Source organism: Campylobacter rectus (assembly GCF_004803795.1).
In the GTDB taxonomy this organism is placed as follows: domain Bacteria; phylum Campylobacterota; class Campylobacteria; order Campylobacterales; family Campylobacteraceae; genus Campylobacter_A; species Campylobacter_A rectus.
Genome location: NZ_CP012543.1, coordinates 1,032,302 through 1,056,403 on the forward strand (window position 1 = coordinate 1,032,302; position 24,102 = coordinate 1,056,403).

At 46.6% G+C, this 24,102-nt stretch carries 27 protein-coding genes; 22 read left to right on the forward strand and 5 right to left on the reverse strand.

All coding sequences use genetic code 11. The annotated features are described in order from the left end of the window. Positions 1-11: 11 nt before the first annotated feature. The 22 genes from rpmH to CRECT_RS12955 all read left to right on the forward strand — a co-directional run bounded on the left by rpmH (position 12) and on the right by CRECT_RS12955 (position 17,843). Positions 12-146 carry a 50S ribosomal protein L34 gene (gene rpmH / locus CRECT_RS04895; protein WP_002946826.1) on the forward strand — a complete coding sequence of 45 codons (135 nt, stop codon included), beginning with the start codon at positions 12-14 and terminating at the stop codon, positions 144-146. Beyond that, positions 134-478, forward strand: coding sequence for a ribonuclease P protein component (gene rnpA, locus CRECT_RS04900; RefSeq protein WP_260425773.1), 345 nt, complete (start codon positions 134-136; stop codon positions 476-478). Before rpmH ends, rnpA begins: the two co-directional genes overlap by 13 nt. Next, positions 457-822: a membrane protein insertion efficiency factor YidD gene (gene yidD, locus CRECT_RS04905; protein ID WP_004319460.1), complete on the forward strand. Its 366-nt coding sequence runs from the start codon at positions 457-459 to the stop codon at positions 820-822. The genes rnpA and yidD overlap by 22 nt, the downstream gene beginning before the upstream one ends. Positions 823-833: 11 nt before the next feature. Then, positions 834-2,384 carry a membrane protein insertase YidC gene (gene yidC / locus CRECT_RS04910; protein ID WP_039888104.1) on the forward strand — a complete coding sequence of 517 codons (1,551 nt, stop codon included), beginning with the start codon at positions 834-836 and terminating at the stop codon, positions 2,382-2,384. Then, a complete protein-coding gene (locus CRECT_RS04915) occupies positions 2,384-3,526 on the forward strand; it encodes a Jag N-terminal domain-containing protein (RefSeq protein WP_171992676.1) in 1,143 nt (380 codons plus the stop codon). Before yidC ends, CRECT_RS04915 begins: the two co-directional genes overlap by 1 nt. After that, positions 3,523-4,842, forward strand: coding sequence for a tRNA uridine-5-carboxymethylaminomethyl(34) synthesis GTPase MnmE (mnmE, locus tag CRECT_RS04920; protein WP_004320260.1), 1,320 nt, complete (start codon positions 3,523-3,525; stop codon positions 4,840-4,842). Before CRECT_RS04915 ends, mnmE begins: the two co-directional genes overlap by 4 nt. A gap of 347 nt (positions 4,843-5,189) precedes the next feature. Continuing rightward, a complete protein-coding gene (locus tag CRECT_RS12540; RefSeq protein ID WP_227932204.1) occupies positions 5,190-5,591 on the forward strand; it encodes a DUF8095 domain-containing protein in 402 nt (133 codons plus the stop codon). A gap of 39 nt (positions 5,592-5,630) precedes the next feature. Continuing rightward, on the forward strand, positions 5,631-6,002 hold the full coding sequence (locus CRECT_RS04930) for a DUF8095 domain-containing protein (RefSeq protein WP_004320351.1): 372 nt from the start codon (positions 5,631-5,633) through the stop codon (positions 6,000-6,002). Between the two features lie 113 nt (positions 6,003-6,115). Further along, the gene (locus tag CRECT_RS04935) at positions 6,116-6,682 is read left to right on the forward strand and encodes a hypothetical protein (protein WP_157752391.1); all 567 of its coding nucleotides are present in this window, start codon (positions 6,116-6,118) and stop codon (positions 6,680-6,682) included. Between the two features lie 410 nt (positions 6,683-7,092). Continuing rightward, positions 7,093-7,275 (forward strand): hypothetical protein, encoded by a 183-nt coding sequence (locus tag CRECT_RS04940; protein WP_004320259.1) that lies wholly within the window; start codon positions 7,093-7,095, stop codon positions 7,273-7,275. Positions 7,276-7,357: 82 nt separating this feature from the next. Then, positions 7,358-7,822 (forward strand): hypothetical protein, encoded by a 465-nt coding sequence (locus CRECT_RS04945; RefSeq protein WP_171992677.1) that lies wholly within the window; start codon positions 7,358-7,360, stop codon positions 7,820-7,822. Positions 7,823-7,932: 110 nt separating this feature from the next. Further along, positions 7,933-10,122, forward strand: coding sequence for a phosphoribosylformylglycinamidine synthase subunit PurL (purL, locus tag CRECT_RS04950; protein WP_004320296.1), 2,190 nt, complete (start codon positions 7,933-7,935; stop codon positions 10,120-10,122). 3 nt (positions 10,123-10,125) lie between these two features. After that, positions 10,126-10,257 (forward strand): hypothetical protein, encoded by a 132-nt coding sequence (locus CRECT_RS12950; RefSeq protein WP_257792189.1) that lies wholly within the window; start codon positions 10,126-10,128, stop codon positions 10,255-10,257. 86 nt (positions 10,258-10,343) lie between these two features. Then, positions 10,344-11,402 carry an SDH family Clp fold serine proteinase gene (locus tag CRECT_RS04955; protein WP_004320299.1) on the forward strand — a complete coding sequence of 353 codons (1,059 nt, stop codon included), beginning with the start codon at positions 10,344-10,346 and terminating at the stop codon, positions 11,400-11,402. A 4-nt stretch (positions 11,403-11,406) separates the two neighbouring features. After that, complete coding sequence (locus CRECT_RS04960) at positions 11,407-12,156, forward strand: TerB family tellurite resistance protein (RefSeq protein ID WP_004320301.1); 750 nt, start codon at positions 11,407-11,409, stop codon at positions 12,154-12,156. Then, the gene (locus CRECT_RS04965; protein ID WP_050771506.1) at positions 12,143-12,652 is read left to right on the forward strand and encodes a GNAT family N-acetyltransferase; all 510 of its coding nucleotides are present in this window, start codon (positions 12,143-12,145) and stop codon (positions 12,650-12,652) included. Before CRECT_RS04960 ends, CRECT_RS04965 begins: the two co-directional genes overlap by 14 nt. After that, positions 12,624-14,162 carry a bifunctional phosphoribosylaminoimidazolecarboxamide formyltransferase/IMP cyclohydrolase gene (gene purH, locus CRECT_RS04970; RefSeq protein ID WP_004320297.1) on the forward strand — a complete coding sequence of 513 codons (1,539 nt, stop codon included), beginning with the start codon at positions 12,624-12,626 and terminating at the stop codon, positions 14,160-14,162. Before CRECT_RS04965 ends, purH begins: the two co-directional genes overlap by 29 nt. A 1,093-nt stretch (positions 14,163-15,255) precedes the next feature. Beyond that, on the forward strand, positions 15,256-15,441 hold the full coding sequence (locus tag CRECT_RS04975) for a hypothetical protein (protein ID WP_004320334.1): 186 nt from the start codon (positions 15,256-15,258) through the stop codon (positions 15,439-15,441). 314 nt (positions 15,442-15,755) lie between these two features. Next, positions 15,756-16,094 carry a hypothetical protein gene (locus tag CRECT_RS04980; protein ID WP_004320313.1) on the forward strand — a complete coding sequence of 113 codons (339 nt, stop codon included), beginning with the start codon at positions 15,756-15,758 and terminating at the stop codon, positions 16,092-16,094. Between the two features lie 3 nt (positions 16,095-16,097). After that, positions 16,098-17,300, forward strand: coding sequence for a hypothetical protein (locus CRECT_RS04985; protein ID WP_004320291.1), 1,203 nt, complete (start codon positions 16,098-16,100; stop codon positions 17,298-17,300). Further along, positions 17,297-17,590 (forward strand): metal-sulfur cluster assembly factor, encoded by a 294-nt coding sequence (locus tag CRECT_RS04990; RefSeq protein ID WP_004320315.1) that lies wholly within the window; start codon positions 17,297-17,299, stop codon positions 17,588-17,590. Before CRECT_RS04985 ends, CRECT_RS04990 begins: the two co-directional genes overlap by 4 nt. Before the next feature lie 127 nt (positions 17,591-17,717). Beyond that, the gene (locus CRECT_RS12955; RefSeq protein WP_004320262.1) at positions 17,718-17,843 is read left to right on the forward strand and encodes a hypothetical protein; all 126 of its coding nucleotides are present in this window, start codon (positions 17,718-17,720) and stop codon (positions 17,841-17,843) included. A gap of 1,029 nt (positions 17,844-18,872) precedes the next feature. Here CRECT_RS12955 and CRECT_RS12545 read toward each other — a convergent pair. The 5 genes from CRECT_RS12545 to secA form a co-directional block, all read right to left on the reverse strand. Continuing rightward, the gene (locus CRECT_RS12545; RefSeq protein WP_004320276.1) at positions 18,873-19,148 is read right to left on the reverse strand and encodes a hypothetical protein; all 276 of its coding nucleotides are present in this window, start codon (positions 19,146-19,148) and stop codon (positions 18,873-18,875) included. 132 nt (positions 19,149-19,280) lie between these two features. Beyond that, on the reverse strand, positions 19,281-19,421 hold the full coding sequence (locus tag CRECT_RS05000) for a hypothetical protein (RefSeq protein ID WP_004320350.1): 141 nt from the start codon (positions 19,419-19,421) through the stop codon (positions 19,281-19,283). A 1-nt stretch (position 19,422) separates the two neighbouring features. Continuing rightward, a complete protein-coding gene (locus CRECT_RS05005) occupies positions 19,423-19,560 on the reverse strand; it encodes a hypothetical protein (RefSeq protein WP_004320289.1) in 138 nt (45 codons plus the stop codon). 38 nt (positions 19,561-19,598) lie between these two features. Further along, the gene (locus CRECT_RS05010; protein ID WP_004320268.1) at positions 19,599-20,795 is read right to left on the reverse strand and encodes an ABC transporter permease; all 1,197 of its coding nucleotides are present in this window, start codon (positions 20,793-20,795) and stop codon (positions 19,599-19,601) included. 632 nt (positions 20,796-21,427) lie between these two features. Next, a complete protein-coding gene (gene secA / locus CRECT_RS05015) occupies positions 21,428-24,013 on the reverse strand; it encodes a preprotein translocase subunit SecA (protein WP_004320279.1) in 2,586 nt (861 codons plus the stop codon). Between the last annotated feature and the right edge of the window lie 89 nt (positions 24,014-24,102).

Below are 24,102 nucleotides of genomic sequence, written 5' to 3' on the forward strand. Positions count from 1 at the left end.
AGGAAAAATTTATGAAAAGAACATACCAACCTCATAAAACCCCTAGAAAACGCACTCACGGGTTTCGCGTCCGTATGAAAACTAAAAACGGCCGCAAAGTGCTAAACGCAAGACGCGCAAAAGGCAGAGCAAGATTGGCCGTTTAAGCAAATTTAGCTCTATAAGCAGCCAAAAGGAGTTTTCAAGCGTCTACAAAGAGGCCGTCAAATGGCACTGCGAGGAGGCGATAGTCTTTTTTAAGCCTTGCAATGAAAACAAGTTAGCCGTCGTAGCCAGCAAAAAGGTAGGCAAAGCCGTCGTTCGCAACCGATGCAAAAGGCTTTTGCGAGCGGTCGTAGTCGAGATTTCAAACGAGCTTGCGGACGGTATTTACGTGATAGTCGTTAAAAACGGGCTAGAGAAAAGCTCGTTTTTAAAGCTCAAAAAAAATATCTCTTGGGCTATGAAAAAACTCGGATGTATAAAATCAAACATATGAAAATGATAAAACAAGCTATTTTATTTTTGATAAAAGCATATCAAGATTATATCTCCAAATTTACTCCGAAGTCTTGCAGATACTATCCCTCGTGCTCGGAATTTGCCGTTTGGCAGTTTAAATTTAACGGCTTTTTCTCGGCGCTTTTCGCGGTTATTTTTAGAATTTTACGCTGTAATCAACTCTTTAAGGGCGGCATCGACTACCCCGTCATCAGTAAAAATTTCAACTCTTTTTTTATATCCAATCAAAATTTAAAATCACACATCGCATTTTGGTTCGTTCCGTATAAAAAAAATAAATTCTACGTTATTAAAAATTTAGATTTTCAAAAGGAAAAATAGTGTTAGACAATATGTCAGTTCAAAAACGCGTGATATTAGCGACCGTTTTATCTTTTATCTTTTTTATCGCTTACGATTATTTTTTTATTCCTAAAAATTTGCCGTTAGATCAAAACCAAACCGTAGCTGCGCAGCAGACTAGCCAAGCAAACGCCGCTCCGAGCGCAAATACCGCATCAGGCGCCAGCGCTCCGCAAGCCGTAGCGACGCAAAGCCGCGAGATCGCCGTGATAAAGGGCGAGCACTTTGAGGCGCGTATCGATGAGCTTGGCAGGATTTCTAAATTTTATCTAAACGACGAAAAATACAAAAACGCCGATGGCGAGCGCATCGAGCTAGCCGGCGCTCAGCCGCTACCGCTTGAAGTTCGCTTTAGCGACAAGGCTTTAAACGAGCAGGCCTTTAAGGTAGCTTATGCTAGCGACGTTAGCGAGATAAATTTAACTAGCGAGCCAAAAAGCATTGTTTTAACGCAAAATTTGGAAGGCTCTAGCGTAACTAAAAAAATCACATTTTATCCAAACGGAAGCTACGACCTGGATCTTAGCGTGAGCGCGGGCGAATACTACGTGACTCCGGGCTTTCGTCCAAACGTCTCTATCGACAGCTACACCGTCCACGGCGCGCTACTTAAGCATAACGACGGCAAGCTAACCATCATCGAGGACGGCGACGTAGACGCGACCGAAAGCTTTAACAACGTAAACATAGCCGCAGCTAGCGACAGATACTATACGGCTTTGTTTTTCAAATTTGACGGACTTTTAAATCCCGTCGTTTCAAAAGACGGCGCGGGCAATGCCGTGATATTCGTAAAAGGCGAGCAAAATTTTAAAGCCAAAGGCTACATCGGCGCCAAAGACCATGCGACTCTAAGCCAAATTAACGAGGAGCTTGTCGATGTCATCGAGTACGGCTGGTTTACCTTTATCGCAAAGCCTATGTTTGCGTTTTTAAATTTGCTTTACGGCTACATCGGCAACTGGGGCTGGGCGATCGTCGTGCTAACGCTGGTTATCAGGATCGTGCTTTTCCCTCTTACCTACAAGGGTATGCTATCGATGAACAAGCTAAAAGATCTGGCGCCGAAGGTAAAAGAGCTGCAAGCCAAATATAAAGGCGATCCTCAAAAGCTAAATATGCATATGATGGAGCTATATAAGAAAAACGGCGCGAACCCGATGGGAGGCTGCTTGCCGATACTTATGCAGATCCCGATTTTCTTTGCGATTTACCGCGTACTACTAAACGCGATCGAGCTAAAAGCCGCGCCGTGGATACTGTGGATACATGATCTTTCGGTGATGGATCCGTATTTCGTGCTGCCTATTTTGATGGGTGCGACGATGTTTCTTCAACAAAAGCTCACGCCGACCACGTTTAGCGATCCGATGCAAGAAAAGATAATGAAATTTTTACCGCTTATCTTTACGTTTTTCTTCGTAACTTTCCCTGCGGGGCTTACGCTTTATTGGTTCGTAAACAACGTCTGCTCGGTCATTCAACAAATTTTTGTTAATAAACTATTTGAAAAGCATAAAAAAGTGGAGGTAAAGGCCTGATGCGAATAGAAGCCGCAAATTTACAAGAAGCATTTCAAAAGGCCGCCCAGGAGCTAAACTGTTCGGTTACCGAGCTTGATATCAAAATTTTACAAAATCCTTGCGCGGGATTTTTAGGGTTTTTCAAAAAAACGGCGATCATCGAAGCCGTAAAAGAGGGCGCGCATAAAGAAGCAAAAAAAGCCCCTCAAGCCGCTCGCGAAAACGGACAAAAGGAAAACGGCGCCGAGAAAAAGAAAGAATTTAAGAAAAAAGAAAATTTAAGCGAAGAGCAAAATCACCGAAACGATAAGAAAAAAAATCATAAAAATCGTCACGAAAATCACAAAAATCAAGCCGCAAAATCAAACGATAGCGCCTTAAATGCGTCGAAACTCGAGGAGTCGCAACCGCAAACTAAAGCGCAAAGCAAGGAAAAAGAAGCGCACAAGAAAGAACAACCGAAAAAAGAGAGCGGCAAAAGCATCCTAGATCACTCCATCATCGACACTTTTAATAAAAACGACTTTTACGATAGCGAGGAAAAAGCGGGCAGTAGCGAAAATTTAGACTCGCAAGCGGTAGGGAGCGAAGCGAATTTGAAGCAAGTTGCGCCAAATTTGGCTAAAAAAGAAAATTCCGATACTCGTCAAACCCGCGCCCAGTCCGCGCAAAAACAAAAAGAGCAAAAGCTACGAGCCGATATCGATAAAGCGTTGCCGGAGATAAAGCAGGGCGTAGAAAAACTTTTCGGCGGAAATTTCTTTGCGATAGATAGGATAGATGTGAGTAAATTTGACGACGAGACCGTGTTAGTCGAGCTTGACGGCGAGGATGCGGCGCTACTTATCGGCAAGGAGGGCTACCGCTACAAGGCTATCTCATATCTGCTTTATAACTGGATCAGCTCAAAATACGGCCTAGCGGTTCGGCTTGAGATCGCGCAGTTTTTGCAAAATCAAGAAGCCGCGATCGAGCAATATCTAAAAGGGGTATTTGAGCGCGTAGAGGAAACGGGCAAGGCTAAAACCAAGCCTCTAGACGGCGTTTTAGTTAAGATCGCCCTTGAAAAACTACGCGAAAAATTCCCCGACAAATACGTCAGCGTCAAGTCGAGCGGCGACGGGCAGTTCGTGGTCGTGAACGACTTTATCAAAAAATGAACGACACCATAGCCGCCGTCGCCACCGCGCACGGCGTAGGATCGATCTCTATCATCAGGCTAAGCGGCGCGGACGCCCTTAGCCTGGCTCTAAAACTCACCAAAATCACCTCTCTTGTTCCGCGTTACGCGACTCTAACTAAAATTTACGCCGAAGGCGAGCTCATCGACGAGGCCTTGCTTATTTACTTTAAGGCTCCGCACAGCTTCACGGGCGAGGACGTGGTGGAGTTTCAGCTCCACGGCGGGCTAGTGGTGGCGAATTTGATCCTGGGCGAGCTCATCAAAAACGGCGCCAGACTCGCGCGCGCCGGGGAGTTTAGCAAGCGAGCGCTCATAAACGGCAAGATGGATTTTAGCAAGATCGAGGCGATAAACTCGCTCATAAATGCAAAAAGCGAGGATAGCGTCAAAATCATCGCCCGCACGATGAGAGGCGATCTGGCTAAATTTGCGAATGAAATCCGCTCCGAGCTGGTAAAAACTCTGGCATTCGTGGAGACCAGCATCGACTATGCCGACGATGATCTGCCTGCCGACCTGCTAGAGAGCATCAGCCAAATGTTAAAACAAAACAGCGTCAAACTAGACAAAATCGTCGCCATAAGCCAGAGTAGAAAAGGGTTGCTCGAGGGCTTTAAAATCGCGATAGTAGGCAAGCCAAACGTAGGCAAAAGTTCGATCTTAAACTCGCTTTTGTCCTTTGATCGCGCGATCATCAGCGATGAGGCCGGCACGACTAGGGACAGCATCGAAGAGGCTCTAAAAATCGGCACTCACCTCGTGCGAATCATCGACACGGCAGGCATCCGCAAAAACGCGGGTAAGATCGAGCAGATCGGCATTTCGTATTCGCTGCGGGCTATCGAGGAGGCCGACGTCATTTTGGCCGTTTTTGACGCGTCGCAGGAGGCCGACGAGCAGGATAGCGAGATCCTGGAGCTTTTAAAAAACTCGCAAAAAAAGATTTTTTACGTCCTAAACAAATGTGACCTCGGCGTTAAATTCGCAAGTCCAGGAAATCCGATAAAAATCTGTGCAAAGCAAGGAACGGGCGAGGTAATAAATAGCCTAAAAACCTATCTTGATGCGCAGGAGACGAGCGAGATACTACTAAATTCCACTCGTCAAATTTCAAGCTGCGAGGCGGCGAGCGAGGCGATAAAAAGGGCGTTAAATTTGCTTGCCGAGTCCGAGCTTGAGCTTTTTGCCTATGAGCTAAATACGGCAATAGAGCAAATCTCGTCCATCACAAAGCCGTTTGAACGAAGCGAAATTTTAGACGAGATGTTTAGCAACTTTTGCCTCGGCAAATGAGCAAATTTTACTCCTTAAAAAGGAAAGATAATGAAAAATTTATCTGTCGCCGTTTTAGCTATGCCGCTAGGCGGTTACGGGCCTGCGCGGGATGATCTAACCGGACTAACATCATCCGAGCCAAAGTAAAGCAAATATCCGGAAAGTGACGGCACCGTCGGCGATATCGCATTTTACTCCGGAAATTTAAGCGAAACTTATGCGCAAAAACGGCGAGATCATCGGATGGCGATCGTAAAAAGAGGCGATCGCGGCTTGAAGCCGGGTGTTATATACGCGTTAAGCAGGATTTTGTTTATGGTTTTGGAGTTTAACGAGAAAGAAAATTCGCCTACCGATACATAAATATGCGCGATAAAAACGAGCTTGCAACCCTAGGAAAGGCTAAAAAGATCAAAATTTATCAGTTTGGCGGCGGCATATTAGAGAGCGTAGTTTATAGCTCGGACTCGGGCGCCGTGTGCGAGAGTTTTGCGGCGGGTAAGGCGGTAAAAGCTCATACCGTAACTAATTATTATGATAAAGAAAGCGCGAACAATAGCGAATTTTTTGCAACCGTGATGGATATCGGAGTGAAAAAAGGCAAAAGCACCGAGATCAAAGATCTAGACTTTAAATTTTTCGTTAGCGACGGCAAGCTAGCTAGCACGCAGACGTTGGCTCGCTCGGGAGATTTTAGGAGTAAATTTATAGACGCCGACGCAAAAACAGGAGCAAATCCTATCAAACATCGTTTGCGCCGCGCCTAAAAACTGATCGCTTTTATCAAATTTAAACGCAAGCACGAGATGAAAAATTTATTTCTAGCGACTGTCGCGGCATTAGCGTTTAGCGGTTGCGCGGGCGTTACCGGTCAGAGAGCTTGGTTTATAGCGCGCAAAAAATCTCCCGTATGTAAGGCGTTTTTCAGCGGCGAACCTATAAGCACCAGAAGCATGACAAGCTACTACGTGGGCGCGTTTGACGAGTTTTTCGCCACCGTGATCGACGCAAAGATAGTCGGAAACAAAGGCTTTAAGATAAAAAATTTGGACTTTAAATTTCACCTGCCGAGCAGTAAGCTAGCCGAGATTAAAGAGCAGGCGACCTCTGCTAAATTTAGACAAGACGTCATCGAGCAAGACTTTAAAAATCAAGAGCAACGTGCTTTGATATTGTAGTTTGCCGAGCGAGTAGGTATTTTAGACGGGTAAATTTGCTCGATAAATTTGCGGTCAAATTTGGCAGAGCGCTAGACGTCTTTGCGTCAAACGAAAAATATAAAAGGAAAAATATGAATCCGTTTAAAATTTTTATTTTCGCGGTTACTTTAAATTTCGCCTTTGCTAGCGACGCGCCAAAGGATGTAAAATCGGACGCAGATGCCGCTCGCAACCGAAAAGAAGTAAAAATGCTAGAGGTGTTTTGCGGGTCGATTTTACCATTTAGCGTGACTTCATGCATGCAGCTGGCGGACAAGCGTTTGGACGAAAACAGCTCCGTTTACGACAAACAAAAGGGGCTGGCGGCGCTGCAAAAAGTCTGCGACTCGAAGGACGAGCGCGACTCCAAGCTGGCCTGCACGAAGCTAGCGTGCGAGTCCGGCGAAAGCCGCGAATGCCTAAACGCTGCTAAGTACTATCAGGTCTTGCTTGTCGGCGGCGTGGCAGCGTCGGCGCTTTTTCAAAAGAGCTGCGACGAGCGCGGCGGGATGGACTGCTTGTATGCTAAATTTTTTGATAAGGCTCGGGACGGGATGACGGACGAGTATGTGCGAAAGATGAAAATGTATCTCAAAAAGGCGTGCGATACGGGCGAAAAAGAGGGCTGCAAGGAGTTTGAAAAACTGCGTGAGCTTTGAGTTGCGAGATAAAATTTAATGCAAAACGCGGTTTTTGCCTAAAATTTGAGCTACTTGCCGAGACCCGCACTCTGAAAATGTAAAAATCTTGTGACGCTTTATTTCGTCGCTTTAAAAGCGTCGTAGGGGTAGAGAGATAAAAGGTGATGCGAAGCGATTTCGCGTCTGTTTTTTGTTACGAACCGTAGGCGGTCTCAAACCCGTAAGGCGACGGTGGCGACCGCAAGCCAAGCCAAGCAAAACCCTTTTTGTCGCCTAAAAAAGATGAGGAGCGGGTTTGCTTTCGATGATTATAAGATAAAGTCGAAGCAAATTTGAGTTTATTTTTCAAATAAGAATTTAAAATTTTTATCCAAATTTGACTGAAATTGGATTTGATGTTTTTAAAGCGCGGGCCTGGAGGATAAAATTTGAATACGGTAAACGAACAGACCTTAAATTTGACGAATTCGGGCTCAAATAAATTTGCGAGGGACTACGATAAAGATCCGCTCGTGATTACCGATTATAGTAACTTTATCGATTTTACGCTTTGTGGAGCGTCGTTTTTTTTGCGCCATGTCGCTTTTTTTATTTGCGATAAACTATTTTGACGATAGGGGCGATAGCTTTTTTACTTGTTTTTCTCCTATTTTGATAGCATTTGCTTTTATGCTTTTGACGTATGTGTTTTTTATGTTTTTCTATCGACGCGAGATTAAATTTACGAGCAGGTGCATAGAGTTTATCCAAAAAGGCAAGGTTAAGAGGCGCTACTGCATAACTAAAAATCACGATATGATCAGGCCGTTTTTTGTAGGAGATAATAAGGGATTGGATTTGGGCGACAAGGCGTTTATTTTTATTATTTTTATAGGCATGACGCTGATTTCTAAGAGCCTATTTTTATTATTTGCACTTGCCTATTATTTATCAAATTTGGCGATCAAATTTTTACTTTATTTGATTTTAAACGGGAGTTTTTGGGGATTTACGGCGTTTCCTTTCATTAAACTTGGAACAAAATATCTAGGTTTTAGAGCTAGAAGGCATTTTTTGATATATTTTTACAACGAGAAAATTTACGACGAGGTTAGCGAATATTTTTTACAAAAAGATATAAATATCGACGAAATCGAGAAAAGTTATAGTTTTGCGTGAAGGTTAAATTCTGGCGACTAAGTCAAATTTCTCGTTTTTTGATTGCCTTTTGGTTTATCAACTTTTTATGCGAATTTAAGTAAAATCAACAAAATTTTTAAAGGCTAAAAATGGACAAAGCTACCGTAAAAGCGCACAAAATCAGCGATCAAGAGTATGAGGAGATCTTAAAGATCCTAGGTAGAGAGCCAAATTTGCTCGAGCTTGGGATATTTTCTGCGATGTGGAGCGAGCACTGCAGCTACAAGTCGAGTAAAAAGTACCTAAACGGCTTCCCGACCAAGGCGCCGTGGGTGATCCAGGGCCCGGGCGAGAACGCGGGCGTCATCGACGTCGGAGGCGGCGTCGCAGCGGTGTTTAAGATGGAGAGCCACAACCACCCGAGCTTCATCGAGCCTTTTCAGGGTGCGGCGACGGGCGTGGGCGGGATACTGCGCGACGTATTTACGATGGGCGCGCGAGTCGTGGCGAATATGAACTCGCTGCGATTCGGCGAGGTGCGCGGCGAGAGCGAAAATGCGAAAAAACAGCGCTATCTGCTAAAAGGCGCGGTCGCGGGCATCGCTCACTACGGCAACTGCATGGGCATACCTACTATCGGCGGCGAGACGACGTTTGATCCTGGCTTTAACGGTAACATCCTTGTAAATGCATTTGCGCTCGGGCTTTGTAAGAGCGACGAGATATTTTACGGAAGGGCCGAAGGCATCGGCAACCCCGTGATCTACGTCGGCTCAAAGACCGGCCGCGACGGGCTCGGGGGTGCCGTGATGGCGAGTGATAGCTTTAACGACGCGAACAAATCTCTGCGTCCGACCGTGCAGGTGGGCGATCCGTTTGCCGAAAAGCTGCTGATGGAGGCGTGCTTGGAGCTATTTAAAACTGACTACGTCGTAGGTATCCAGGACATGGGCGCGGCGGGGCTAACGTCTAGTAGCTTTGAGATGGCCGGACGCAGCGGTAGCGGTATGAAGATGTATCTAGACCGCGTGCCTATGCGCGAGACGGGCATGACGCCATACGAGCTAATGCTGAGCGAATCTCAGGAGCGTATGCTCATTTGCGCAAAAAAGGGCTGCGAGCAAAAGATACTCGAGATATTTAAAAAATGGGATCTAGACGCCGAAATCATCGGCGAGGTGACAAGTAGCGGCGTGATGGAGCTTTATTGGCACGGCGAGCTAGCGGGCGAGATACCCATAGCGCCGCTTAGCGAGGCCTCTCCGGTGCTTGACCGACCGACAGCGCGCCCAAAATACCTAGACGAAATCAAAAATTTACAAATCCCGGGGAACGCGGATAATAAAACCGCGTTTTGGAAGCTGCTTAGCGAGCCTGAGGTGCTAAACAAGTCGCTAATCTACGATCAATACGATGCAAATATCCAAACAAACACCATCAAGCAGCCCGGACTCCTCGGAGCTGCGGTTATCCGCGTGAAAGAAACGGGCAGGGCGATCGCGATGGCGGCGCAGTGCGATCCGCGGGCTAATTTCGTCGATCCTAAAAACGGCGCGGCTAGAGCGGTCGCGGCGGCCGGACGAAAGGTCGCTATGAGCGGAGCGACGCCTCTAGCTATCACCGACTGCCTAAACTACGGCAATCCGCAAAATCCCGAGGTTATGTGGCAGTTCGCGCAGGGTTGCGAGGGTATCAAAGAGGCTTGCCGCGAGCTAAATACGCCCGTCGTCAGCGGCAACGTGAGCCTATATAACGACACCGAGGGCGTGAGCGTCTATCCGACGCCCGCGATCGTGACGGTGGGCGTGAATGAGGACGCAAATGCGAATTTGTCCAGCGTCTTTACGCGCGCCGGCACGGCGATATACGTGCTTGGCGAGACGAAGGGCGAATTTGCCGCGTCGCTTTACGCTAAGGCGCTATTTGACGCGGTGGGCGGCGAGCTGTGCGCGGTGGACTACAAAAAAGAGCGCGCGCTGTGGGATTTGGTCATCGAGGCAAATAAATCGGGCGCGCTAGAGTTTGCAAACAGCGTAGGCGTGGGCGGCGTAGCCATAACGCTAGCAAAAATGGCGTGCCTAAGCGGGCTTGGCGCGGAGTGTAAATTTGACGTTAAAAAGCCGAGTTTCATCTTTGACGAGAGCTTTTCGCGCGCGATCGTCGGCGTAAAAGACGAGGCTAAATTTGAATCTCTAGCCGCAAAACACGGCGTCAAATTTGAAAAAATCGGTAGCGTGGGCGGAGATAAATTTAAGCTAAACGATATCGAGGAAAAGCTAAGCGACGTGAGCGAGGTTTATTTTAATAAATTTGCCGCAATCATCCGCCAAGAGGACTAAAATTTGACGCCCAATTTTGGCGCGGCAGGTTTAGCCGGACTAAATTTGAGCGGCGTAAATTTGACGTTTGCTAAATTTAGCTTGCCTCGGCGATATTTATCGGCGCGCTTTGGCGTCAAATTTGATCAAATTTAAGCAGCTCGCGATGATGATCTGCTATCTTGCCGAGCTTGCAAGCGACCGTAAAAGTAAAATTTAACACGAATTTGAAAGGAAAGTAGATGTCTTGGAAGGACTTTTTAAACAACAAAGAAGAAGAACAGCCGCAAAAGGAGGGCAGAGGAATGGATCAAAAAAGCGTAGCTAAGCCGCCGGTGCTATTTAGCGAGACTCAGCAGGTACTAAAGGCGGTCGAGGCCAAACTGGGCGGCACGCTCATCACATACTACAACTCAAACGCGGGCAGCGTCTGCGGCAATGACGCGAGCGCGATGTATGAAATTTTAAAGGGCAAAAAGATAGAAAACGCGTTTTTGTTTATCAAAAGCGACGGCGGAAGCGGTATCGCAGCGCTTCGTATCATCAGTACTCTGCGAAACTACTGCAAAAACATCACCGCGCTCATCCCGGCTAACTGCGCGTCTGCCGCGACTATGATGGCGCTTGGCGCAAACGAGATCGTGATGGGTCCGCTAGCGTATCTAACAGCCGTCGATACCTCGCTAAAGCACGCGATGAGCCCGATAGATAACGGCAACGAGCGCGTTAGCGTGTCGATGGACGAGCTAAACCGCGTCATAAAGCTGTGGAAAATGCACGAAAAAGACAACGACGAAAACCCGTATAAATCGCTATACAACTACATCCATCCGCTGGTTTTCGGCGCCGTAGACCGCGCCAGCTCGCTCTCGCTAAAGATTTGCTGCGAGCTTTTGCGCTACCATATGAACGACGAGGCAAAGATCCAAAACATCTCCGAGCGCCTAAACAGCGACTATCCGGCGCATGATTATCCGATACTTTTCCGCGAGGCCGAGGAGATCGGACTGCACGTGCAAAAGATGGACAACGAGCTAAACGAGATGCTTCAGGAGCTTACGCTTCTTTACTCCGAGATGGGACAGCGCGCGTTTACCGACTACGACGAGAACAGCTACCACGATAACAACATCGCAAACATCATCGAAGCAAACGGCAAGCAGATTTATTATCAGATCGACAAGGACTGGTTCTACCGCCCCGACGAGCGCCGCTGGAACGTGATGAACGACGAGAGCTCGTGGCGTAAAAACGAGCTAGTGGGCGGCAAACTCAAAAATACGATTTATCATTTATGGTGATATTTTGAATTTTCTCTTTTGGTTTTTGATCTTTTGCGGGATTTACTATCTGGTTTCAAATTTTAGCCAAAATCCCGCAAATTTAGGCGGCTCGCAAAAACGGGCGATGTTTGAAGAGGCTAAATTTTTAGTTAGTCTGCTCGCAAAAGTCGCCAAAAGCGACGGCAGGGTAAATGAGCTAGAGGCTCGCCTCATCAGCGAGACGCTAGACGATATCACGCTAAGGCTCGGTAACGACGCAGCGATGAGAGCGGAGCTAAAGCAGATCTATAACCGCGAAAAAGAGACGGTGCATAACGCCTATTTTATCGCGCGGCAGTACAAAGATCGCTTCCGTCTTAGCCAAGACGCCGCGGCTGCAAAGATATCGTTTTTGTTAAATTTGGCCTACATAGACGGCGAATTTAGCAAAAGCGAGCATAATATCATCGAGCAGATCGCCTCAGGATTTGGGCTTGACGAGGGTATTTTTGAAGCGATACTGGCGAGGTTTGAGGCATTTTACGATCAAAGGCAGACGCGGCGAAATCCTTATGAAATGCGCACGAAAAGCTCGTATGCCGTGCTTGGGCTAAAAGAGGGCGCGCCGTTTGACGAGGTAAAAAAGCGCTACCGCGAACTGGTGAAAAAATATCATCCAGATATCCTTATGGGGCGCGGCGAGAGCGAGGAGATGATAGAGCGCTCAACCAGAAAGCTTCAAGAGATTAATGAGGCTTACGAGGAGATAAAGGCTAGCAGTGCGAATAACTAAAGGCTACACAAGCGGGTGTGTGGGCGATATAATCTCGCTTAATGCGAAATATTATGCGAAAAATTTTAACTTTGGCAAAGCTTTTGAAACGAAGATAGCTAAAGATATAGCCGAATTTGTAGCCAGCCTAGGAAGTGGAAAACGAGAGCTTTTTACTTGCATAAAAGATAGCGTTTTGGCTGGATGTATCGCTGTTGATGAGGCTCATGAAGCGGGACTGCTTAGATGGTTTGTTGTTGATGAGAGATTTCAAAACCGAGGCATTGGAAATGAGCTTTTAAAAGAGGCGATTAAATTTTGCGATGAAAATTTTAATCAAACCTATCTTTATACAAATAAAGAGCTTGAAATAGCTATAAAAATGTATGAGAAATTTGGCTTTGAGCACGATGAAAGCTTTGCGCCAAGGCGATATGAAGAGCTAAACGAACTTGAAATTTTAAGATATATTAGAAAGAGGAGTAAAAATGAGAGCATTAATCAGCGTCAGCGATAAGGAAGGAGTTGTAGAGTTTGCAAAAGGACTCGAGCGACTCGGTTTTGAGATATTAAGCACGGGCGGCACGCACAAACTGCTAAAAGAGCAGGGCGTAAAGGCGGTCGAAGTGAGCGAATACACGGGCTCGCCCGAGATGTTTGAAGGGCGCGTAAAAACCCTGCACCCAAAGATCCACGGCGGGATATTGCATAAGCGAAACGACGCAAACCACGTGAGCCAAGCCGCGCAGCACGGCATCGGCGGCATCGATCTGGTCTGCGTAAATTTATACCCGTTTAAACAAACCACTATCCGCACAGATGATTTTGACGAGATTATCGAAAACATCGACATCGGCGGCCCTGCGATGGTGCGATCGGCGGCTAAAAATTTCGCTAGCGTTTATATTGTCACTAGCCCGCTTGATTACGACGAGGTTTTACGCGTCATAGGTGGCGCGGACGAGAGCGAGAAGGCCGCTTTTAGACGAAATTTGATGATAAAAGCCTATGAGCACACCGCGGCCTACGACTCGATGATCGCAAATTACATGAACGAGCGCTTTAACGACGGCTTTGGCGAGATGAAATTTATCGCCGGCAGCAAGGTTTTTGACGCGCGTTACGGCGAAAACCCGCACCAAAAGGGCGCGCTATACGAATTTGATTATTTTTTTGGCAACAACTTCACCGCGCTAAAAGGCGAAGCTAGTTTTAACAACATTACCGATATAAACGCCGCTTTAGCGCTAGCAAGCAGCTTTGACGCCGCTCCTGCGGTCGCCATCGTCAAGCACGCTAACGCTTGCGGCTTTGCCGTAAAATCAAATCTGCTAGAAAGCTACGTCGAAGCGCTAAAATGCGATCCTGTCAGCGCATACGGCGGCGTCGTGGCGATAAACGGCACGCTAGATCGCGCTTTGGCCGAGAAAATCAACGAAATCTACGTCGAGGTCATCATCGCCGCAAACGTGGACGAGGACGCGCTTGCGGTATTTGAAGCCAAAAAGCGCATCAAAATTTTCACCCAGGGCAATAAATTTTTACAGCGCGCAAACGACAAATACGACTTCAAACACGTTGACGGCGGCTTTGTCTATCAGCAAAGCGACGAGGTAAAAGCTAGCGAGCTAGAAAATATGAAACTACAAACCGCGCGCGCGGCTAGCGAGGCCGAGCTAAAAGACCTCGAGATCGCGTGGAAGGTCGCGGCGCTTACGAAAAGCAACTGCGTCGTTTATGTGAAAAACAGCGCCGTAGTCGCCATCGGTATGGGTATGACTAGCCGCGTGGACGCCGCACGTGCGGCCGTGGCCAAGGCGCGCGATATGGGGCTTGATTTACGCGGTTGCGCGCTTGCTAGCGAGGCGTTTTTCCCGTTCCGAGATAGCATCGATATCGCAAGCGAGGCGGGCGTAAAGGCCGTGATACAGCCGGGCGGCAGCATCCGAGACGACGAGGTCGTAGCTGCGGCAAACGAGCATGGCATGGCGATGTATTTTACGGGTGTGCGTCACTTTTTACACTAAAATTTCGCTAGTTTTGCAGCGGTCTAGGGTGCGCATAAATTTAAAATTTAACCGTGCGGCGTTTTGAACTGCCGCTAAAATTTTATCTTTCGATGGATGCGATTGTGGCGGGCGGACATAAATTTAATAAATCTAACTGCGCGATGCTGCGGACATAAATTTAAAATTTAATCGCGCAAAATATATTATCTGCTGCCGTATCCACGCAGTTTGGCATAAATTTATCGGATAAATTTAAGCAAGTTGGGCGGCTTCGTTTTGCCCGAAATTTTAAAATTTACGCAGATAGTGCGGTGTGTGCGACGTTATAGAGATGACGGTAGGTATAAATTTAAAATTAACCGTAAGCTCTCGAGCGGCTGCGAAATTTTATTTTTGCGATTTGTGTCGCTGCGGCGTGTAAATTTAGGATTTGCTCGCCCAATGAGCGAAAATGCACGCCTTTTAACCGAGGCGCTATGAGAAAATTCATTTCGTGGCGGGCTATCGGCAAAACGTAAATTTAAAATTTAATCGTATGTCGCCCCGAGCGGTTTTAAGAATTTTATTTGTAATATTTGGCGGCGGTGGGGGCGTAAATTTACCGCGTTCGCTACGTTAAATTTACGATCGGCAGAGCGGCTTGGGCTGCGTTTTGGCCGTTTTGCTCAAATCTATTTAAATTTTACTTTGCTCAAATTCGGCGATTTGCGTCAAATTTGAGCGGGCAAATCAAACCTGTTTTTTAAAAAAATTATACGGACTTAGATTTTGCCCAAATTTTACGAGCGAAAACGGCAGCAAATTTAAGTTTTTACGCGCTGATTTCATAAAATTTGACGCTCAAAGTTTAAATTTAGTCGCGCCGCTTTACTTTAAATTTACAGAGTTGCTCAAATTTTGCAAGCGTTAAATTTAAGCTGTTTATTTTTAGGTCGCGGATTTTAAAATTTGACGAAAATCTCTCGTTTTACTCGGGCGGCGTCAAATTTGAAACGCTTGCGCCGTTTTTAAATTTTGCACAAAGAACAAGCCGAATTTCCCGCGCCCGACCCTCAAATTTGGACTGCGATTTGCTTGCGCTTTGGAGATTAAATTTAATCGAAAGCAGTCTATGAAGCAAATTTTTATTTTCTTAGTATTTTTAGCAGGGTTGTGCGCGGCCGACATCTACGTAAACGGCGAAAAAGTCGGCGGTAGCGATCAAAATGCGACCTATAACGGCGAAAGCAAAAACGAAATCCTAAAACAAGAGGGCAAAAAACAGCTCTGCAAAAAAGGCTACAAGAGGTATTGCTAGGCGTCCCTTCAGTCAAATGTATTAAGCTCGCATCCATGCGGCGGAGTCGGTTTGTTTGCTGCGCTATGATTTGCGCGCCTTTAAAGACATAAAATTTGCCGTTTGCGGGGTCGAATTTACATTATCAAATTTGACTGTCAAAAAATCCCTTTTTAAAATTTATTTGATTAAATTCCACATCTTCAAGGCCCCGGTTTTGCCGCTCAAATTTGACGCCGCAACCGCTAAATTTAAAATTTAACTCCTTAAGCAAAATCAAGACGTCGGCACGCATAATAGAATATAATCCTGCGAATTTAAAACAAGGATAAAAAATGAGCGATTTTTTTAAAGACGCCAAGCGGTTTAACGCTGAGGGCGCGACGGTGCCGTTTTACAGATATAGCGAGGACGGCGTGGATTTCGTCGGTTTTGACAGCCGCCCGTGCGTACCGCCCGAGCCTATGATAAACGCGCTGGTGGCGATCAAATTTGCAAACCAAAACACCAAAATCGTGATGGTAAATCATAAATTTCCCGCCGGCTTGATACCTAAAATCGAAGCGAAATTTGACATCGAGCGCGAGGATCTGGAGGGCGAAGCGGTCAAGATGACCTTTAGCCTAAAACAAGGCGCGAGTATCGACGGTATCGACGCTAGCCTTTGTCACTGAGTTATGCTTTTAAACACCTTTGCGCCGCCTTTTAAGCTAGTGGGCGGTTATTTTATCGCGGGCATTTGCTTTTTGATCGCGAGTATTCCCGCCTTTTTCGCGGCGGATTTTGAGGCGATCGCAGGGCTTGAGACGGCGGGATTTTTGCACCTGTTTTTCGTCGGATTCGTGATGAGCGTCATCATCGGCGCGCTTTATCAGCTAACTTCGGTGATTTTAGAAAAGCCGTTTTCGACGATCAAGGGCGCGGTGGTAAATTTAGCCCTTTACTGCGCGGGCACGGCGTCGATCGGCTACGGGATGATCAGCGGCGAGACGGGCTTTATGCACGGCGGGGGTATGGCGCTTTTTATCGCGCTGCTGTTTTTTACCGCGACTTATGCGGCGAGCTTTATGAACGGCTGCAAAAAGAGTTTTGCAGCGTTTATGTTACTTGCTTCGGCGGCGTTTTTGTTTGTCGGAGTTTTGCTTGGATTTTGCCTTTTGATGATACTTTCGGGCGCTTTGCCGATGGATTTTATGTTCGCGCTTAAATTTCACGTCTATTTCGTGCTCGGTTTTGTTTTTTTCATCATCGTCGGCGTGGCGACCGTGCTGCTGCCGATGTTTGCTTTGGCGCACGATCTCAAATTTACGCTTAGCAAATTTGCCTTCGGGTTTTATATTTTGGCCGGCGTTTTGCTCTTTTCTAGCGATATTTACGCGTACTTTGCCTTTGGGGCGGCGATCATTTGTTTTGTCGCAGAAGCGCTGCATATCCTAAAAAAACGCGTTCGTAAGGCGTATGACTACTGGAACGTCAATATCGCTCTTTCGCTTGCGGCTTTCGTGCTGTTTTGCGCATTTGTCGCCGCAGATAGATACGATATGGCGGTGTTTATGCTGATTTACGGCTTTTTATTTGCCTTTATCGCAGCTCATCTTTACAAGATCGCGCCGTTTCTCATCTGGTATCACTATGTCGCGCCCTTTGTGGGCAAAAGGGAGGTGCCTCTGCTAGATCAGATGATCCTTAAAAAGCCCGCATATATCGGTATCGGCTTTAATGTTCTTGGACTTGTACTCTATGAGTTTGGCGTCTGGCTGGAGATAAAATCGCTCGCGCACTGCGGCGTGGCTAGCCTGCTCGTTAGCATCGTTTTGGTCGCGATAAATATGATAAATGTTTTTAAATTTATGAAATTCGGAGTAAAGGAAGAAAAATGAAAGAAAAAATCTATGCCGCGCTCTCAAATATCGTCGATCCCGAGGTCGGTTTTGATATCGTGTCCTTGGGGCTCATTTACGACGCGACTTGCGACGAGAACGGCAAGGCGAAAGTCACGATGACGCTATCTACGCGCTCATGCCCGCTGCACGAGATGATACTAGGCTGGGTAGAGACGGCGGTGCTAGGCATCGATGGCGTAAAAGAGTGCGAGATAGACCTCGTATGGGAGCCCGCGTGGAGTATCGAGATGGCGAGCGATGAGGTGAAGGCGGCGCTAGGAGCGTGAGATTGGGCTTTACGGCTTGCGCGCGTATGAAGGACGGCGAAATTTAAAATGCGATTAAATTTAAAATCGGCCGTCGTGCGAGGTCGGCAATGCCGTTGGTGCTAAGACGCAGCCGAATTCAAACGCGATGAAATTTACAAGCGGGGTTAAATTTGCGGCGGCGGATATGTCGCTTGGCATGGCACCCTTTTTGCCGCTGCTGCGAGACATTTGCGTGCTTCGTATCGGCGAGCGAGCGAAAAACGCGCGCTAAATTTGGCGAAATTTATATCGCGGTATCGCAGCGGATTTGAAATTTGAGCTTCTCGGAGTTTGCTCGCTGCTCGCTTGGTAACGACGGTATCCGGTGTATTTCGGCTATGATAAAAACGGCGCTGTCTGTGATCTTGTCATCGAATATATTTTTGTCGGATAATCTTGAGGCGGCTTTAAGCGAGACGCGGTTATTACATACCGCTTCATTCTACCGAATCAAACGTATCATAATAAATCTGCTTTGAAACTGAAGTTTCCAAACAGGTTTATTATTTTTCGGGCATGCAGGTTTTATCTTTTTCCAATAGCTGTTGTAATTTAATGCTCCGTGCCGGCATTATTTTTTTAAGTTCTTCGATATTGAAATTTAGGTATTTCACATCATTTCGTTTCGATGTGCCGTCGGTCAAAACCTCATCTATATAATCTCTTTATAAAAGCCGTCCCAAGGATGAAACCTGAAGAATGCTTTTAAGAGATGGTCGAAGTCTTCTGACATATCTTTGTATAAACCTAAGGATTTTGAAATATCATCTTTAAAATTCGGTACGTTTATATAATTGATCGCTCTTTTGCCGATTGCATTAAGCCGATATGTTCGGATGGGATTACCGTTTATAGTAAGAATTATGACGGGTTTGCTTTAAATCTGGTTTCCATATTTTCTTTTAGTGCCTGTTTCGATACATACAAATAATTAAAGAAAGCCACTGCGTATTTGTGCATAACGCCGGCCCTCCAATCTGAATACATTACAGAATTGTCCCAATGTCCACGCATTCTCATTTAATTTTATTGAAAATAACATACCTTCTTTCAGATCGAATATATTACCCATATGCTTCCTCTTTTGTTTTCATACCGTTTATAAAATCATCTAATGAAAGCGCGATTTTACTTAACGATATTAAGATATTTCATAAACGTTGCCGTAATTTTTTCGTTCTTTTGCCGATTTTTATTCTCCGCTTTTGCCTGCGCCGCATAAAATACGCGCTCACCCGCGTCCGCTCGCAAAACAGCGCGCTTATACGAATTTTTCAATGATTTCTAGCCGCTTAAATTTTACGCTTATCCTCCGCCCGCTTGCAAAGATAAAATCATACTCGCAGACGCCTTTAGGTTTTAACGAAAATTGATGAATGATCAAATCGTCATTTTTAAAGCCCCTATCGTCCGTTTTAAAGCGGATGGCTAGGACGTTTTTGAAAATAAATTTAAAATTTCTATCGCGATAAGGCGATAAAAATTTCATCGTTAGTCTATCTTCGTTTTTTAAAATAGCAAATTTGAATTCAGTCAAAACCGCATCGTGAAGGGTTTCTTTTGTATTAAACAGATACCTTTAGGATCCAGCACAAACTGCCTGATAGGCTCCGCTATCTCGTTTTCACTCTTGCGAAGCGACTTAAAATAATCGTCGAAGTACCAAATGTTATTTTTCTTTTTTATCTTCTCGGTGATCATTTGCATATGCTTTTACCTCTTTTGCGATCGCGGGTTTAAATTTCAGCTTGCGCGTGCCGCATACTATCTGTCCGCACGGTAGTGCATCGGCTAGCGCAAAGCACGCCACCTCATCTCCTTGCGGCCGCCAAATCGCTCGTATAAATCAAGTGCGCTAAAGCCTGTCCTGCTTTGAAATCTTGCGCCAAATTTAGCGCCTTGCCTCGTTTGCCTATTTGATTTTCTTTTATGCTTTTAAATTTTATCATTGCGATACGTAATACCGGTATATTCGTAAATTTGGCAATCACTCGTTTCTAAGCGTCTCGAGCACGTTTATCTGCGCGGCTTTTTTAGCCGGATAAAACGACGAAAACGCCACGATGATGACCGCTCCGACTAAGATCATAGTAAGATCAAGTAAAGATAGCTCCATAGGAAGTTTCGCGCTACCGTAGACGTCGGCCGGCAAATTTACGATGTCAAAGCTGCCGAGCAACCACACGCCAAAGAGCCCGAGCACGAGCCCAAACACTATCCCGCCTCCGCCTATCGTGGCTCCGAGGGCGAAAAAGCTCTTTTTTATCTCGGCCTTACTGGCGCCGAGCGAGAGCAGTAGCGCGATCTCTTGGCGGCGGTTCATAACGGTCATAAGTAGCGAGCTTACGATATTTAGCGAGGCAACCAGGATGATGAGCATCAAAACGATGAAAAGCGCGCGCTTTTCGAGCGCCAAGGCGGAGAAAAAGTTGCCGTTTTGCTGCCACCAACCGATGGCCTTTTGCCCCAATCGCAGCTCGCGCGAGATCTTTTCGATGTCGGCGAACGGATCGTTTGAAAACACGTGTATACCGTCAAATTTGCCTTCCTCATAGTCCAAGATCTTGCGCAGCGCCTCCACGCTCGTGTAGAGGTAGCTTTTGTCGTAGGCTACGAGCCCCGAGCTAAACGAGCTCACGACGTCAAAGCGCTTCATTTTAGGCGTTAGCGCGAAGCCGCTCGGGTCGTTTTTAGTAAAAATGAGCGTGAGTTTGTCGTTTTCGTTTATCATCATCTCGTTTTTGACGCCTTGACCTACGAGCAGGCCGTATCCGTCAAGCTCGCGGTCCTCAAGACCGGCCGCCACGACCGAGTTTATCTGCTTTTCGTCGGTCGAATTTACGCCAAAAAGCAGTCCGCCCTCGAAGCTATTTGCGCCCTTGATGATAACCTGACTCATGATATAGGGGCTAAATTTGAGATTCGGAAACTTTTGCTGCAGCTTGCTAACGTCGCTCTCGTCGATGTTGCCGCGTATGGCGGAGAGGATCGTGATCGGGTAGTTCATCGTGAAAAGTTTGCGCTCAAACTCCTTGTCAAAGCCGTTCATAATCGCCATCGCGACGATGAGCACCATGAGCCCGACGCCCACACCCAGAAACGCCAAAAGCGCCGAAAGCATAATAAATGGCTGGGTTTTGTCAAACCGTAGATATTTGAAGAGTAGATATTTGGTTAGGCTCATTTGATTTTCCGTTGTTTAAATTTTGAGTTTTCTCGCCTTGATTTCGCTTTTTGTCGGTCGCGAAGGTTGCGGGCTTGATTTTCGCTCGATTGTAAATTTGGCGCCTTTTATCTTCTATGCCGCTAAAATCCCAAAGCTCGTTTTCGGCTCGGCTTATTTTTGATAAATTTTAGAGCTTGCCTTTTAAATTTTACTTGCTTTTGCGGCTTTGGCGCCGATTTGCGCTTTTGCGCCGCTTGGTTTTGGTCAAATTTTATGCTGAGCGCCGGTTTAAATTTTGGCTTTAGGTTCGCGCAAATTTGGCCGCCAAATTTAAATTTACTAAATTTGAGCAAGCGCAACGCCCGTCAGGCAAAAATCCAAATTTGACTGAGCTAAAACTCGTTTGCAAATTTAACGTTCGCTTTAAAATTACCCGCAACCTTTTTGCGCTTCGGCTTTAAATTTTACCAAACCTAACGCGCCTAGATCAGCCGAATTTGACGTCAAATTTTAAAAATCGCTCGCGGCGCCAAGCGTTTAAAATTTATCGTAGCGGCTGCGCGGCAAATTTGACGAAATCAAGCACACCGCTACAAAAAGGCGGCAAATTTAAATGCTAAATTTAACAAACCGCCGCCAAAACGCCAAAGCTAAATTTTATCCCAATCCTCCGCAAAAGCTCCTTTTTTAGGGCCGCTCTTGCCGTGGCAGTCTTTGTATTTTTTACCGCTTCCGCACGGACACGGGGCGTTTCGCGATACCTTTTTGCCGGGCTTTTCATCGCTCTCGGGTGCGCTAGCGGTTTCATTATCTTGCGCTTCTTGCGGCGCAGACTCGGTAGGCTCGGAGAAGCTTAGTCTTACCGCGGTTAGCAGCTTGATGCTTTCAAATTTGATGCGGCTAACGAGCTCCATAAAGAGGTTAAAGCTCTCTTTTTTATACTCGGTGAGCGGGTCTTTTTGGTTGTAGCCGCGTAGTCCGATGCCGGTTTTTAGGATATCCATCTGATATAGATGCTCGCGCCATGCGGTATCTAAGACTTGCAGGCAAAGCACCTTTTCTAGGTATTTGCGCTGACCCTCGCCTATGACGCCCATTTTTTCCTCGTAGTCGGACTCAAATTTCGCCGTTATCTTTTCCTCTAGCTCGGCGTAGTCGAGATCTTTTAGCTCGTCAGGCTGCATTAGCGCACCGTTTGAGATTATCACGGAGCTTAGTTTTTCGAGATTGTATTCGCTCTTTGGCTCGCCTGCGTAAATTTCGGCCTGAGCTAGCAGGTGCTCGACGAATTCGGCGCGATTTTGTTTGATCTTTTCGCCGACTTCGAAATTCGGATCAAGTAGCTCGTTTCTAAATTTATACACCGTTTTTCGCTGCTCGTTTGCGACGTCGTCATACTCGAGGATATGTTTTCGCGATTCAAAGTGCAGGCTCTCGACCTTTTTTTGCGCATTTTCGACGGCTCTGGTGACCATCTTCGAGTCGATGCTTTCGCCCTCTTCGATACCAAGGCGAGTCATTATCGCCTTGATGCGGTCGCTGCCGAATATTCGAAGTAGATTATCCTCAAGGCTTAGATAAAAGCGGCTCACTCCGGGATCGCCCTGACGTCCCGAACGGCCTCGCAGCTGGTTGTCGATACGGCGGCTTTCGTGTCTTTCGGTGCCGATGATGTATAGGCCGCCTAGGTTTCGCACCTCGTCGTCGATACGGATATCTACGCCGCGTCCGGCCATGTTCGTAGCGATCGTAACCGCGCCGCGAGCGCCGGCTTGAGCGATGATCTCGGCCTCTTTTTCGTGATTTTTAGCGTTTAGCACGGAGTGCGGGATCTTTTCTTTTACGAGTAGGTTGTGCAGCTTTTCGCTCTTTTCGATCGAGGCGGTGCCAACAAGTACGGGCTGACCGCGGTCGTGAGCCTTTTTGATCTCGTCTATTACCGCTTTAAATTTCTCGTTTTCTGTTTTATAGATAAGGTCGTTGTTGTCTTTTCTGATAACAGGCACGTTTGTCGGGATCGATACGACGTCAAGCTTGTAAATTTGTGAAAACTCGGTCGCCTCCGTCTGCGCCGTACCCGTCATGCCCGATAGTTTTTTATAAAGCCTAAAATAGTTTTGAAATGTAATATCTGCTAGCGTTTGGCTCTCTTCTTGGATCTTTACGCCTTCTTTGGCCTCGAGCGCTTGGTGCAAGCCCTCGCTAAATCTTCGTCCTTCGCTAAGACGCCCCGTAAATTCGTCGACGATGACGACTTGCCCGTCGCGAACGACGTAGTGCACGTCTTTTTCAAAGAGATTGTGCGCTTTTAGAGCTTGGTCTAGGTGATGGCTCAAAATCGCGTTTTCCATATCGTAGAGATTTGCCACGCCAAAGAGCTTTTCAGCCTTTGAGATGCCTTCTTCGGTGATCGCTATCGTGCGGTTTTTCTCATCGACGGTAAAGTCGCCGGTTGCCTTTTCTTGCGGAGTCGCAGGCGGTTCGCCGCGCTTCATCTGGCGCGCGACTTCGTTTGCTTTGATGTAGCCGTCTAGCGTGCGGTTTGTGGGACCTGAGATGATGAGCGGCGTCCTGGCCTCGTCGATGAGGATACTATCAACCTCGTCCACGATGACGAAGTTATGCTCTCTTTGCACCTTGTCTTTGAAATCCATTTTCATATTGTCGCGCAAGTAGTCAAAGCCGAATTCGTTATTCGTACCGTACGTGATATCGCTGTCGTATGCGGCTTTTCGCGCCGAGTCGTCGTATTCGCCGCCTAGTATCACGCCGACGCTAAGGCCTAGAAATTTATAAATTTCGCCCATTTGCGTCGCGTCGCGTTTGGCTAGGTAGTCGTTTACGGTCACGACGTGCACACCCTTACCGCTCATCGCGTTTAGCACGACCGGTAGGCTTGCTACGAGGGTTTTACCTTCGCCCGTTTTCATCTCGGCGATCTTGCCGTCGTTTAGCACCATGCCGCCGATTAGCTGAACGTCGAAATGGCGCATATTTAGCGTCCTTTTACTGGCCTCGCGCACGATGGCAAACACATCGTCCAGCAGCTCGTCTTGGTTCTTTTCGCCGTTTTGCACCTGTGCTTTAAATTCGTTAAATTTAGCCCTCAGCTCATCGTCGCTCATCGCTTGATATTTGCTCTCAAGCGAGTTTATATAGGCAACGCGTCTGAAATATTTTTTTACTTCTCTGTCGTTTTTCGTGCCGAATACCTTCTGCATAAACGCCGTTATCATTTTTAGCCTTTTTAAATTTTGTTAAAGCTTGGATTTTAACATTTTATTATTTAAACTTAGCTAGAATTTTGCCGGGTAAAGGAAAATAT

Excerpts from the sequence above, each read along its gene's own strand:
- rpmH (WP_002946826.1), top strand. The coding sequence starts at position 12 with ATGAAAAGAACATACCAACCTCATAAAACCCCTAGAAAACGCACTCAC.
- yidD (WP_004319460.1), top strand. The coding sequence starts at position 457 with ATGTATAAAATCAAACATATGAAAATGATAAAACAAGCTATTTTATTT.
- yidC (WP_039888104.1), top strand. The coding sequence starts at position 834 with ATGTCAGTTCAAAAACGCGTGATATTAGCGACCGTTTTATCTTTTATC.
- CRECT_RS04915 (WP_171992676.1), top strand. The coding sequence starts at position 2,384 with ATGCGAATAGAAGCCGCAAATTTACAAGAAGCATTTCAAAAGGCCGCC.
- mnmE (WP_004320260.1), top strand. The coding sequence starts at position 3,523 with ATGAACGACACCATAGCCGCCGTCGCCACCGCGCACGGCGTAGGATCG.
- CRECT_RS12540 (WP_227932204.1), top strand. The coding sequence starts at position 5,190 with ATGCGCGATAAAAACGAGCTTGCAACCCTAGGAAAGGCTAAAAAGATC.
- CRECT_RS04930 (WP_004320351.1), top strand. The coding sequence starts at position 5,631 with ATGAAAAATTTATTTCTAGCGACTGTCGCGGCATTAGCGTTTAGCGGT.
- CRECT_RS04935 (WP_157752391.1), top strand. The coding sequence starts at position 6,116 with ATGAATCCGTTTAAAATTTTTATTTTCGCGGTTACTTTAAATTTCGCC.
- CRECT_RS04945 (WP_171992677.1), top strand. The coding sequence starts at position 7,358 with ATGTTTTTCTATCGACGCGAGATTAAATTTACGAGCAGGTGCATAGAG.
- purL (WP_004320296.1), top strand. The coding sequence starts at position 7,933 with ATGGACAAAGCTACCGTAAAAGCGCACAAAATCAGCGATCAAGAGTAT.
- CRECT_RS04955 (WP_004320299.1), top strand. The coding sequence starts at position 10,344 with ATGTCTTGGAAGGACTTTTTAAACAACAAAGAAGAAGAACAGCCGCAA.
- purH (WP_004320297.1), top strand. The coding sequence starts at position 12,624 with ATGAGAGCATTAATCAGCGTCAGCGATAAGGAAGGAGTTGTAGAGTTT.
- CRECT_RS04975 (WP_004320334.1), top strand. The coding sequence starts at position 15,256 with ATGAAGCAAATTTTTATTTTCTTAGTATTTTTAGCAGGGTTGTGCGCG.
- CRECT_RS04980 (WP_004320313.1), top strand. The coding sequence starts at position 15,756 with ATGAGCGATTTTTTTAAAGACGCCAAGCGGTTTAACGCTGAGGGCGCG.
- CRECT_RS04985 (WP_004320291.1), top strand. The coding sequence starts at position 16,098 with ATGCTTTTAAACACCTTTGCGCCGCCTTTTAAGCTAGTGGGCGGTTAT.
- CRECT_RS04990 (WP_004320315.1), top strand. The coding sequence starts at position 17,297 with ATGAAAGAAAAAATCTATGCCGCGCTCTCAAATATCGTCGATCCCGAG.
- CRECT_RS12955 (WP_004320262.1), top strand. The coding sequence starts at position 17,718 with ATGAAATTTACAAGCGGGGTTAAATTTGCGGCGGCGGATATGTCGCTT.
- CRECT_RS05005 (WP_004320289.1), bottom strand. The coding sequence starts at position 19,560 with ATGATAAAATTTAAAAGCATAAAAGAAAATCAAATAGGCAAACGAGGC.
- CRECT_RS05010 (WP_004320268.1), bottom strand. The coding sequence starts at position 20,795 with ATGAGCCTAACCAAATATCTACTCTTCAAATATCTACGGTTTGACAAA.
- secA (WP_004320279.1), bottom strand. The coding sequence starts at position 24,013 with ATGATAACGGCGTTTATGCAGAAGGTATTCGGCACGAAAAACGACAGA.